We start from the raw sequence: 12,077 nt of genomic DNA on the forward strand, positions 1-12,077 counted from the left end.
GGGGCGAACCTATGAGTCAAGACATATTGATCAATTGGTCTCCGCAGGAGACCCGCGTGGCGCTGATCGAGCACGGTGCGGTGCAGGAACTGCACGTCGAGCGCACGCTGGAGCGCGGGCTGGTCGGCAACATCTACCTGGGCAAGGTGTCGCGCGTGCTGCCGGGCATGCAGTCGGCCTTCATCGACATCGGCCTGGAGCGCACCGCCTTCCTGCATGTCGCCGACATCGTCGCGCCGTTCACGCCGGGTTCGCGCCCCAGCGCCCCGGCACCCGATCGCGACCACCGCAACGGCGGACCGATGGTGCCCATCGAGAAGCAGGTGTTCGAAGGCCAGTCGCTGCTGGTGCAGGTCATCAAGGATCCCATCGGCACCAAGGGCGCCCGGCTTTCCACGCAGATCAGCATCGCCGGGCGGCTGCTGGTGTTCCTGCCGCAGGACAACCACATCGGCGTGTCGCAGAAGATCCCGGCCGAGCAGCGCGAGTCGCTGCGCACCCGCATGCTGGCGCTCATCGAGGCGGCTGCGGCGGCCGACAGCGGCGGCGTGGTGCCGGCCAACACGGGCGGCTTCATCCTGCGCACCAACGGCGAAGACTCCAGCGACGCGGAGCTTGCCGAAGACATCGCTTACCTGCGCAAGACCTGGTCGCGCATCCGCGAAGCCTCGATGCGCATGCCGCCGATGTCGCTGCTGCACCAGGACCTGAGCCTGCTTCAGCGCGTGCTGCGCGACATGACGGGCGAGGAGACGCAGACCATCCGCATCGACTCGCGCGAGCAGTTCGAGCTGCTTTTGAAGTTCGGCCTCGAATACATGCCCAAGGCAGCGGGCAAGCTGCAGCACTACAAGGGCGAGCGCCCGATCTTCGACCTGTACTCGGTCGACGAGGAAATCGCCAAGGCGCTGGGCCGGCGGGTCGACCTGAAGTCGGGCGGCTATCTGGTGGTCGACCAGACCGAGGCCCTGACCACGGTGGACGTGAACACCGGTGGCTTCGTCGGCGCGCGCAACTTCGACGACACCATCTTCAAGACCAACCTTGAGGCTGCTCAGGCCATCGCGCGGCAACTGCGGCTGCGCAACCTGGGCGGGATCATCATCGTCGACTTCATCGACATGGGCCGCGACGACCACCGCGAGCAGGTGCTGGCGGAGTTCCGCAAGCAGCTCGCGCGCGACCGCGTGAAGACCACGGCGGGCGGCTTCTCGCAACTGGGGCTGGTGGAGATGACGCGCAAGCGCACGCGCGAATCGCTGGCGCACATGCTGTGCGAACCCTGCATCGCCTGCGGCGGGCAGGGCATCGTGAAGACCGCGCGCAGCGTGGCCTACGACGTGATGCGTGAAATCTTGCGCGAGGCGCGTCAGTTCACGCCGCGCGAGTTCCGCATCGTCTCGTCGCCGCAGGTGATCGAGCTCTTCCTCGACGAGGAAAGCCAGCACCTGGCGGGTTTGAGCGACTTCATCGGCAAGCCGATCTCGCTGCAGGCCGAGCCGGCGATCGGGCAGGGGCAGTACGACATCGTGCTGCTCTGACCGGGCAGGATCAGAGCGTCGGATCCTGCCCCGGCGGTGCGCTTCGCACGGCCAGCGTCTGCAGCCGCGCATACAGCCCGTCGAGCGCCATGAGCTGTTCGTGGCTGCCTTGCTCGGCGATGCGGCCTTGCTCCATCACGATGATCCGGTCGGCGTGCTGGATGGTCGAAAGGCGGTGCGCCACGATCAGCGTGGTGCGGTTCTGCATCAGGCGCTGCAGGGCGTCCTGCACCAAGCGCTCGGATTCGGTGTCGAGGGCAGACGTCGCCTCGTCGAGCAGCAGCACGGGCGCATTCTTGTAGAGGGCGCGTGCGATAGCCAGGCGCTGGCGCTGACCTCCGGAGAGCTGCGTGGCGTTATGGCCCAGCACGGTGTCGATGCCCTGGGGCAGGTTCTCGACGTGCGAGCTCAGGTTGGCCGCTGCTATGCATTGCTGCACGCGCTCGCGGTCGATCTCGGCGCCAAGCGCCACGTTGGCTGCCAGCGTGTCGTTGAGCATCACCACGTCCTGGCTCACCATCGCGAACTGGGCGCGCAGGCTCTTGAGCTGCCATTCGCTGGTGTCGTGGCCATCGAGCAGCACCTGGCCGCCGCTGGGCTGCACGAAGCGCGGCAGCAGATTGACCAGCGTGGTCTTGCCCGAACCGGAGGGGCCCACGAAGGCCACCACCTGGCCAGGCTCGATGGTGAGGCTCACGCCGTCGAGCGCGCGCTGCTCGTCGTCGCCGCGGTAGCTGACCCGCACGTCGCGCAGCTCGATGCGGCCCTGGGCATGTTCGAGGCTGAAGCTGCCTTGCGACTCTGGCGCCACTTCGTCGATGAGGATCAGCCCGCGCTCCAGCGCAGCGAGGCCGCGCGTGATCGGGCCGGCCACTTCGGCAAGGCGGCGGATCGGCGCGATCAGCATCAGCATCGCCGTGATGTAGGCCACGAAGCCGCCCACGGTGAATCCCTGCTTGCCGCTTTGCCACAGCGCGATCATCACCACCACCGAGAGCGCGAGCGAGGCCATCATCTGCGTGAGCGGCGTGGTGGCCGCCTGGGCGATGGTCGACTTCACGGCCAGCCGGTTCAGGCGCTGGCTGAGCTGCTCGAAGCGGCGGCCCTGTGCGCCTTCGGCGCCGTGCAGCCGCACCACGCGGTGGGCGAGCACGTTTTCCTCGACCACGTAGGCCAGCTCGTCGGTGGCCTGCTGGCCCTGCTGCGTCAGGCGGTAGAGCCGCTTGGAGAACACCTTCATGATCCATGAGATGCTGGGCACCAGGAAGGCGACGATGAGCGTGAGCTTCCAGTTCAGGTAGACCAGATAGCCCAGCAGCGCAATCAGCGTGAAACCGTCGCGCGTGAGCCCGAGCAGCGCCTGCACCAGCAGCATCGCACCGGTCTGCACTTCATAGACGACCGTGTTCGAAAGCGCGCTGGCCGACTGACGGGCGAAAAGCGCGAGCTCGGCGCCGAGCAGCCGCTCGAACAGCACCCGCCGCAGCTTCTGCATGCCCTCGTTGGCGATGCGCGAGAGCGCGTACTGCGAAATGAACTGGGCGATGCCGCGCACCGCGAACAGCAGCAGCACGGCGGCGGGCACGAACCACAGGGGCATCTGGCCGCGCGTGAAGCCGCGGTCGAGCAGCGGCTTGAGCAAGGCAGCCATCAGCGGTTCGGTGACGGCGGCGAGCAGTGCCCCGATCAGTCCGAGGGCCCACCATTGACGGGAGCCGCCAAACCAGGTCATGAGTCGCGCCAGGCGGCGCATCAGGGGAGGGCGCGCGTTCTCGGCGCCGGGGGATGCTTGCATGGCGGCGGATTTTACGGGGCGGGCCTTTGCAGGCCCGGTGCTGCCCCGTCTGTAGGACCGGATCGACGGATAAACGTTTTGTGACGGCAGGCCCCGGCCAGTGTGTAACATGTCGGCCGTTGAAGCCGGGGAGAACTTTTTCACCCCGAAACCTCTCCGAACCGCATGAACAAGCCGTTGCCAGCCCAAATTCCAACTCCTTCTTCATCGCTATTTGCACGCCGCACCGTCATCGCGGCTCTCGCTGCCACCCCCATGATTCCTGCTCTGGCCCAGTTCCGGGTCGAGGTTTCCGGTGTGGGGCTCACGCAGCTGCCGATCGCGCTCGTTCCATTCAAGGGGCAGGAATCCTCCCCGCAGAAGATCTCCGAGATCGTCCAGGCCGACCTGGAACGCAGCGGCCAGTTCCGCGGCGTCGATGCCTCGGGGCAGGCCCTCGACGAGGCATCGCGCCCCGATCTTTCGCTGTGGCGCCAGCGCACCGCCGATTCGCTCGTGGCGGGCAGCGTCACCCGTCTGGCCGACGGCCGCTTCGACGTGCGCTTCCGCCTGTGGGACGTGGTGAAGGGTCAGGACCTCGGCGGCCAGAGCTACACCGTTCCCCAGGGCGACCTGCGGCTGGCATCGCATCGCATCGCCGACTACGTTTATGAGAAGCTGACCGGCGAAAAGGGCATCTTCTCGACCCGCATCGCCTACGTCACCAAGGGCGGCAGCCGCTACTCGCTGTGGGTGGCCGACGCCGACGGCGAGAACGCGCAGGCCGCGCTTGCCAGTCCCGAGCCGATCATCTCGCCGTGCTGGTCGTCCAATGGCCAGCAGCTCGCGTACGTGTCCTTCGAGTCGCGCAAGCCCGTCGTGTACGTGCACAACGTGGCCACCGGCCAGCGCCGCCTGCTTGCCAACTTCAAGGGCTCCAACAGCGCCCCGGCCTGGGCACCCGACGGCAACTCGCTGGCCGTCACGCTCAGCCGCGACGGCGGTTCGCAGCTTTTCTCCATTCCCGCCAGCGGCGGCGAACCGCGCCGCCTGACGCAGAGCTCCAGCATCGACACCGAGCCGGTGTACTCGGCCGACGGCAGCACGATCTATTTCGTGAGCGACCGCGGCGGCGCTCCCCAGATCTACAAGATGAGCGCCGGCGGCGGCAGCCCCACGCGGGTGACCTTCAGCGGCACCTACAACATCTCTCCATCTGTCAGCGGCGATGGCCGGTGGTTGGCCTACATCTCGCGAGTGGGCGGCGCCTTCAAACTCCATGTGATGGAGTTGGCAACCAGCAACGTCAGCGCGATCACCGACACCTCCGCGGACGAAAGTCCGAGTTTTGCTCCGAACAGCAAGCTGATCGTCTACGCCACCCAGCTCCAGGGCCGCGAAGCCCTGATGACGACCACGCTCGATGGAAAAATAAAGGCACGACTGGCGGGACAGGCGGGAGACATCAGGGAACCGGACTGGGGTCCGTTCCAAAAGCAATGACCAAGGTTTATTTGAGGAGTTTGAAAAAATGTTGAAACGTACGCTCTATTCGCTGGCCATCGTGGCTCTCATCGCCGGTTGCTCGTCGGGCACCAAGCTCAACGAAACGCCGGTGACCGACCGCTCGGGCACGGCTGGCGGCCAGCAGGGCGCCAGCACCGTGGCACCTGTCACCATCGACCCGACCGCGGGCACCGCGCAAGGTCCGGTGGGCGTCGAGCGCATCGTCTATTTCGACTACGACAGCTACACGGTCAAGCCCGAGTTCCAGTCGCTGATTGACGGCCATGCCCGCTTCCTCAAGGCCAACCCGCAGCGCCGCATCTCGATCGAAGGCCACACCGACGAGCGCGGCGGCCGCGAGTACAACCTGGCCCTCGGCCAGAAGCGTTCCGAAGCCGTGCGTCGCGCACTGACCCTGCTGGGCGTGAACGACAACCAGATCGAAGCCGTGAGCTTCGGCAAGGAAAAGCCGGCTGTGACCGGCTCGGGTGAGGAAGTCTGGGCGCAGAACCGCCGCGCCGAAATCCGCTACACCCGGTGATGCCACGCGCCCTACTGCGAGGCGCGGCGCTGGCCGCCGCCTTGCTCTGCGTCTCGGCCGCCTCGCAGGCCGCGCTGTTCGAGGATGACGAGGCTCGCCGCGCCATCCTCGACCTGCGCCAGCGCGTCGAGGCCATGCGCCAGCAGACCGACCAGCGGCTCACCGACGAGAACGGCCAGCTGCGCCGCAGCCTGCTCGACCTGCAGAACCAGATCGAGCAGATGCGTGGCGACCTGGCCCGCATGACCGGCCAGAACGAGCAGCTCACGCGCACGCTGAGCGAAATGCAGTCGCGCCAGACCACCATCGACGACAAGCTCAAGCAGAGCGAGCCCTCGAAGGTGTCGGTGGACGGCCGCGAGTTCACCGCCGATCCGAAGGAGAAGGCCGACTTCGAGGCTGCCCTCGGCGTCTTCCGCTCAGGCCAGTTCGCGCAGGCGCAGACCGCGTTCGCCGAATTCGTCAAGCGCTACCCTCAGAGCGGCTACAACGCCTCGGCGCTGTTCTGGCTGGGCAACGCGCAGTACGCCACGCGCAACTACAACGAGGCCATCGCGAACTTCCGCTCCATGCTCTCGCTCGCGCCCGACCATGCCAAGGCTCCCGAGGCCGTGCTGTCGATCGCGAACTGCCAGATCGAGCTGAAGGACACGCGCGCCGCGCGCCGTACGCTGGAAGACCTGACCAAGGCCTATCCGCAATCCGAAGCCGCGCAGGCCGGCCGCGAGCGTCTCTCGCGCCTGCGCTGATGCGGGCGGAGCATTCCGCTTGAGCGCCATCATCGCTACCGCATCTCTCACTCCTCCCACAGCCGCCGCGGACGTCGTCACAGACTCCGCGGCGCCTGACTTTGCGCGCCGCTTCGGCGGGCTCGAGCGGCTCTACGGCGTGGCCGGCGCAGCGCGCATCCGCGATGCGCACGTGCTGGTCGTCGGCATCGGCGGCGTGGGCTCGTGGGCGGTCGAGGCCCTGGCGCGCAGCGGAGTGGGGTGCCTGACCATGATCGACCTCGACCACGTGTCGGAGTCGAACATCAACCGCCAGATCCATGCCCTCGACGCGACCGTCGGGCAGGCCAAGGTCGAGGCGATGCGCGAGCGCATCGCCCAGATCAACCCCGAGTGCAAGGTGCAGGCCATCGACGATTTCGTCGAGCCCGGCAACTGGCTTTCGCTGCTCGAGGCCGCGCAGGCTGTGAACGGGCCGGCAACGGCCGTCATCGACGCCTGCGACCAGGTGAAGGCCAAGGTGGCGATGGCGGCCTGGGCGCGTGCTTCGCGCGCCACCTTCGTCACCGTGGGCGCGGCGGGCGGCAAGCGGCAGGCGCACAAGGTAGACATCGAGGACCTTTCGCTGGTCACGCACGACCCGCTGCTGGCCCAGCTGCGCCAGCGCCTGCGCAAGGAGCATGGCGCCCCGCGCGAGGGCCGCAAGATCGGCGTCGCCTGCGTCTTCAGCCGCGAAAGCGTGGCCCCGCCGGACGCCTCGTGCGCCATCGAAAGCGGCGACGGCACGCTCAACTGCCACGGCTACGGCTCGGTGGTCAGCGTGACCGCGACTTTCGGCCAATGCGCGGCAGGTTGGGTTCTGGACAAAATCGCGTCCAACGTCGCGCTATAATCTTTGGCTTTGCCGGATATCACTTCGGCAAAGAACAGAAAAATGGTTCCGGGACGTTAGCTCAGTTGGTAGAGCAGCGGACTTTTAATCCGTTGGTCACTGGTTCGAATCCAGTACGTCCTACCAGACCTTCTTCGAAATCCTCGCCTGCCTTGTGCACGCGAGGATTTTTTCTTGGCCGCTCCAATACGCCTTGCCTGCGACATGTGTTCAAGGCCGCTGCTGAGGACACCCCAGCCTGAACTGCCTGTCCCGCGTGCGGTGCCGTTCGGCGCGCTGCCAATCCTGGGTGTACATGCCTTGCGGCTGCCTCCCAAGTGCGTCCAGCCACTTGATGCGCTCGGCAAGTCCGCTGCACTCATCGGCGAAACCTTGATCGACGTTCTGCGCCACCTGCCGTTCGTACTCCTGCTGTTGCGCCGCGATGACCGCGTTGTTCCGCCACGATGCCTCGCGCTCCTGCGGACTCATCCCATCGGCGATGTTCACGTCGCGCCGCAGGCGCACCGTCGTGGCGCGTGAGCCTTCGGGACACGGTCCGTCGGAGTACGCTGCCTTGCCGGAAGGCGTGAGGCACTTCGTGACCTCGAAGGTGTCCTGTGTCGTCGTTCTTTCCTGGGGAGGCGAAGGCGTCGCCGTAGGTGCAGGACGATTGCTCGCCGACGGCGGTGTGGCAGACGAGGGCATCGGGGTGGAACGCGGTCCGACAGGCTGGGTCAGCAGCCACTCGGCCAGCAGGTAGAACACGAACACCACCACAACGCCCACAACCAGCCACAGCCCCAGGCGACGTTCCGGCTGGGGCTGTCGCAAGCTGCGCTCCCAGGCGGCCATGGCCTCCCGGCGTTCGCGCATCGGATCGTGTTCGTCTTCGGTGCTCATGGGGCCGTAGTATCTGCGTTGAAGGCTCCCGCAGAGCGGTCGCCTGGCCCGGCAAGCACTCGGCTTTCACCTACGCAATCAGCTCTTCGCTCTCCACATCGAAGAAAACCACCTTCGACAGATCGACCGAAAACCGCGCCCGCGCCCCGGCCGTCAACGTCACATCCGGCGCCAGCCGCGCCGTGAAGTCATGCCCGTCGATGTCCAGCAGCACCAGCGTGTCGGCCCCGGTCGGCTCGACCACCTGCACGCGCGCTTCCAGATGGCACTGCGAGGGACCGGGCACCGCATCCGAAGCAACGAGGCTCACCGCCTCGGCCCGCAACCCGACGATGACATCCTGCCCAGCGCAGACCGCCTGCGGCACAGCCGCCAACACCTCCGCCGGCAGATTGATCGCCGTTTCCCCGGCACCACCATCCGCAGCCACCAGCCGCAGCTCCCCATGCCGCTCGCTTGCCATCCGCATGCGCAGCAGATTCATGCGCGGCGATCCCATGAAGCTGGCCACGAAGGTATTGGCCGGCCGGTTGTAGACCTGGTGCGGCGTGCCCAGCTGCTGCAGCACGCCGCCCTTCATCACCGCGATGCGCGTGGCCAGCGTCATGGCCTCGATCTGGTCGTGGGTGACATAAACGATGGTGGCGTTCAGGCGCTGATGCAGCTTCTTGATCTCGGTGCGCATGTCTAGCCTGAGCTGGGCGTCGAGGTTGGACAAGGGCTCGTCGAACAGGTAGAGCTGCGGCTCGCGCGCCAGCGCGCGCCCGATGGCCACGCGCTGGCGCTGGCCGCCGGAGAGCTGGCGCGGCTTGCGGTCCATCAGGTGGCCGATCTGCAGCAGCTCGCCCACCTTCTTCACGCGCTCAGCGCGGGTGGCCTTGTCGACCTTGCGCATCTCCAGCGGAAACTCGATGTTCTTCGCCACCGTCATGTTGGGGTAGAGCGCATACGACTGGAACACCATCGAGATGTTGCGTTCCGCCGGCGCGGCGTGCGTGATGTCGCTCCCGTTGAGCTGCAGCCGGCCTTCGCTGGGCTCTTCCAGCCCCGCGATGATGTTCATCAGCGTGCTTTTGCCGCAGCCCGAAGGGCCGACGAGCACGAGGAATTCGCCGTCTTCCAGCGCGATGGAGATGTCGTGCAGGATGTGCACGGGGCCGAAGCTCTTGCGGATGCCAATCAAGTCCAGAGAAGCCATTCACCTACCCAACTAACCTTTGACCGAGCCGGCCATGAGGCCGCGCACGAAATACTTGCCGGAGACCAGGTACACGATGAGCGTCGGCAGCGCCGCGATGAAGGCGCCCGCGAAGTGCACGTTGTATTCCTTGACCCCCGTGGAGCTGTTGACGAGGTTGTTCAGCGCCACGGTGATGGGGAAAGAGCTGTAGTCGCTGAACGAGGCCCCGAAGAGGAACTCGTTCCAGATGTTGGTGAACTGCCAGATCACCGTCACCACGATGATCGGCGTGCTGTTGGGCAGCAGGATGCGCCACAGCACGCCGAAGAAGCCCGCGCCATCCATGCGCGCCGAGCGCACCAGTTCCTGCGGAAAGGCCGCGTAGTAGTTGCGGAAGAAGAGGGTGGTGAAGCCGATGCCGTAGACCGTGTTGACGAACACCAGCCCCGTCACCGTGCCCGCGATGCCCAGCAGGCCCAGCGTCTTGGCCATCGGGATCAGCACGATCTGGAACGGGATGAACACCGAGAACAGCATCGCCGCGAACAGCAGGTGCGCGCCGCGCACCCTGAACTGCGTGAGGATGTAGCCGTTCACCGCGCCGATCAGCGTCGACAGCACCACGCCCGGCACAACCAGCAGGAACGAGTTGATGAAGTAGGGCTTCAGCCCGGTGGGCTGCACGCCGATCTGCGCTGTGCTCCAGGCGGCGCGCCAGGGCGCGAGGGTCCAGTCCACCGGCAGCGTCATCAGGTTGCCGTTGCGGATCTCCTGCAGCGGCTTCAGCGAGTTGACGACCATCACGTACACCGGCATCAGGAACACCAGCGCCATCGCAGCCAGGAGCGCGTAGAGCGCAATGCGCAGGCTCCGCTCAGCCATTGTTCTTCGCTCCCCGCATCTCGCGCAGCAGGTAGGGCACCACCACTGCGCTGATCGCCAGCAGCATCAGCACCGAGCTTGCCGCGCCCACGGCCATCTCGTTGCGCGCGAAGGTGTACTGGTACATGAAAACCGAAGGCAGCCAGGTCGAGCGCCCGGGCCCGCCGTTGGTCAGCGCGATCACCAGGTCGTAGGACTTGATCGCCATGTGCGCCAGGATCACGAAGGCCGAGACGAACACCGGCCCCAGCTGCGGAATGACGATGCGCGCGTAGATCTGCCAGGTGCGCGCGCCGTCGACGCGCGCGGCGCTGATCTGCTCGCTGTCCACGCCACGCAGCCCGGCCAGGAACATCGCCATCACGAAGCCGGAGGTCTGCCACACGGCGGCGATGACCACGCAGTAGATGGCCATGTCGCCGTCCTTGATCCAGCCGAAGGCGAAGCTGCTCCAGCCCAGGCTCTGCAGCGTGTGCTCCAGGCCCACGCCGGGGTCGAGCAGCCATTTCCAGGCCGTGCCGGTGACGATGAGCGAGAGCGCCATCGGGTAGAGGAAGATGGAGCGCAGCACGCCCTCGGCGCGGATCTTCTGGTCGATGAGTATCGCCAGCGCCAGCCCCAGCACCATCGCAATGACGATGTAGAGGCTGGCGAACACCGCGAGGTTGTGCAGCGACACCTCCCAGTTCTCCAGGCCGAGCAGGCGTTCGTAGTTCGCCGTGCCCGCCCACTCGGCGGTGGGCAGCATGGTCGACGTCGTGAACGACAGGTACACCGTGAACATGATGTAGCCGTACACGCAGACCAGCACGAGCAGGGCGCTGGGGCTCAGCAGGAGCCGGGGGAGCAGGTTGGATTTCAAGGGCGGCAGCAGGCGTCGGTGAGGTCTTCAGTTCTTCGCCGCCGACACCAGTGCCGCGACGGCCTTCCTGTCGTCCAGCTGGCCGTTGAAGTGCCGCGTGATCACGTCGTAGAACGCGTTCTTGATCGACGCGGGCACCGCGTGGCCGTGCGCCATCGAGCCCACCAGCGTGTTGCCCGCGCTGGCCTCGGCCACGTCCTTGATGGCCTTCTTGCCGCAGGCGTCGAAGGCGGTGTCCGGCACGTCGGTGCGTGCGGGCGCCGAGCCCTTCACCACGTTGAAGGCCGACTGGAAGCCCGGCTCCATGATCGCGGCGGCCAGCTTCTGCTGCGCGGCTTCCTTGTCGGCGTCCTTCATCTTGAACATCACGAACTGGTCGGTGTTGAAGGTGACCACGCCCTGCGTGCCCGGGAAGCGGAAGCAGGCGAAGTCCTTGCCCGGCACCTGCCTGGCGTTGACGAATTCGCCCTTGGCCCAGTCGCCCATCACCTGGAAGCCGGCCTTGCCGCCGATCACCATGCCGGAGGCCACGTTCCAGTCGCGTCCCGAGAAGTCCTTGTCGACCAGCTTGCGCAGCTGGCTCATGCGCTGGAACACCTTCTCGGTGATGGGCGAGCCGATGGTCTTGCCGTCGCGCTCGATGAAGACCTTGCGGTAGTAGTCGATGCCGCCCGTGGAGAGCGCCACGCTCTCGAACAGCGTCGCGTCCTGCCACGGCTGGCCGCCATGGGCGATGGCGACGAAGCCGGCCTTCTGCACCTTCTCGGCGGCGGCGATGAACTCGTCCCATGTCCTGGGCTCGGCCGTCACGCCGGCCTTGGCCAGCACCGCCTGGTTGGCCCACACCCAGTTGGTCGAATGGATGTTGACCGGCGCGGCGATCCACTTGCCGTTGTACTTCGAGAACTTCTGCAGCGCGGGCGGCACCACCTTGTCCCAGCCGCCTTTCTGGGCGAGCGCGTTGAGGTCGGCCACCACGCCCTGCTTGCCCCAGTCGAGGATGTCGAAGCCCAGCATCTGCGAGGCCGTGGGCGGGTTGCCCGCGGTCACACGTGCCCGCAGCGCGGTCATCGCGGCCTCGCCGCTGCCGCCGGCCACGGGCATGTCGTTCCACTTGACGCCCTGTTTCTCGAGGTTGCCCTTGAGCACGTTGAGCGCGCCGGCCTCGCCGCCGGAGGTCCACCAGTGCAGGACTTCCACACTCTGCTGTTGCTGGGCCATGGCGGCACCGCTGCCCATGGCGAGGCTGAGGGCGGCTGCGGTGAATCGGGATGAGGTTTTCATGTGCT

11 protein-coding genes and 1 tRNA gene are annotated in these 12,077 nt (G+C 66.5%); 6 read left to right on the top strand and 6 right to left on the bottom strand.

Annotated features, from left to right (window positions below; translation table 11 throughout):
• The first annotated feature begins 11 nt into the window (after positions 1-11).
• Positions 12-1,541, top strand: coding sequence for a ribonuclease G (gene rng / locus ABL843_RS14565; protein ID WP_418120306.1), 1,530 nt, complete (start codon positions 12-14; stop codon positions 1,539-1,541).
• 10 nt (positions 1,542-1,551) lie between these two features.
• Here rng and msbA read toward each other — a convergent pair whose 3' ends face one another.
• Positions 1,552-3,336, bottom strand: a complete 1,785-nt coding sequence (gene msbA, locus ABL843_RS14570) for a lipid A export permease/ATP-binding protein MsbA (RefSeq protein WP_126019432.1) — start codon at positions 3,334-3,336, stop codon at positions 1,552-1,554.
• A gap of 255 nt (positions 3,337-3,591) precedes the next feature.
• On the opposite strand from msbA, the gene tolB reads away from it, so the two are divergent.
• From tolB to ABL843_RS14595, 5 genes are all read left to right on the top strand, one after another.
• A complete protein-coding gene (gene tolB / locus ABL843_RS14575; protein WP_418120307.1) occupies positions 3,592-4,818 on the top strand; it encodes a Tol-Pal system beta propeller repeat protein TolB in 1,227 nt (408 codons plus the stop codon).
• Between the two features lie 28 nt (positions 4,819-4,846).
• On the top strand, positions 4,847-5,362 hold the full coding sequence (gene pal, locus ABL843_RS14580; protein WP_126019437.1) for a peptidoglycan-associated lipoprotein Pal: 516 nt from the start codon (positions 4,847-4,849) through the stop codon (positions 5,360-5,362).
• Positions 5,362-6,111 (top strand): tol-pal system protein YbgF, encoded by a 750-nt coding sequence (ybgF, locus tag ABL843_RS14585; protein ID WP_126019439.1) that lies wholly within the window; start codon positions 5,362-5,364, stop codon positions 6,109-6,111. The genes pal and ybgF overlap by 1 nt, the downstream gene beginning before the upstream one ends.
• Positions 6,112-6,130: 19 nt before the next feature.
• Positions 6,131-6,982 (top strand): ThiF family adenylyltransferase, encoded by an 852-nt coding sequence (locus ABL843_RS14590; RefSeq protein WP_418120308.1) that lies wholly within the window; start codon positions 6,131-6,133, stop codon positions 6,980-6,982.
• 50 nt (positions 6,983-7,032) lie between these two features.
• Positions 7,033-7,108: transfer RNA gene (locus tag ABL843_RS14595), tRNA-Lys, on the top strand.
• An 84-nt stretch (positions 7,109-7,192) separates the two neighbouring features.
• Here ABL843_RS14595 and ABL843_RS14600 read toward each other — a convergent pair.
• The 5 genes from ABL843_RS14600 to ABL843_RS14620 form a co-directional block, all read right to left on the bottom strand.
• Positions 7,193-7,864, bottom strand: coding sequence for a hypothetical protein (locus tag ABL843_RS14600; RefSeq protein WP_418120309.1), 672 nt, complete (start codon positions 7,862-7,864; stop codon positions 7,193-7,195).
• Positions 7,865-7,934: 70 nt separating this feature from the next.
• Positions 7,935-9,062 (bottom strand): ABC transporter ATP-binding protein, encoded by a 1,128-nt coding sequence (locus ABL843_RS14605; RefSeq protein WP_418120310.1) that lies wholly within the window; start codon positions 9,060-9,062, stop codon positions 7,935-7,937.
• A 12-nt stretch (positions 9,063-9,074) separates the two neighbouring features.
• Complete coding sequence (locus ABL843_RS14610) at positions 9,075-9,926, bottom strand: carbohydrate ABC transporter permease (protein ID WP_418120311.1); 852 nt, start codon at positions 9,924-9,926, stop codon at positions 9,075-9,077.
• Positions 9,919-10,788: a carbohydrate ABC transporter permease gene (locus ABL843_RS14615; protein ID WP_418120312.1), complete on the bottom strand. Its 870-nt coding sequence runs from the start codon at positions 10,786-10,788 to the stop codon at positions 9,919-9,921. The genes ABL843_RS14610 and ABL843_RS14615 overlap by 8 nt, the downstream gene beginning before the upstream one ends.
• A gap of 27 nt (positions 10,789-10,815) precedes the next feature.
• Entirely contained in the window at positions 10,816-12,072 is a 1,257-nt protein-coding gene (locus ABL843_RS14620) for an ABC transporter substrate-binding protein (RefSeq protein WP_418120313.1), read from the bottom strand.
• Positions 12,073-12,077 lie beyond the last annotated feature (5 nt).

The organism is Variovorax sp. 350MFTsu5.1 (assembly GCF_048302515.1).
GTDB lineage: Bacteria > Pseudomonadota > Gammaproteobacteria > Burkholderiales > Burkholderiaceae_C > Variovorax > Variovorax guangxiensis.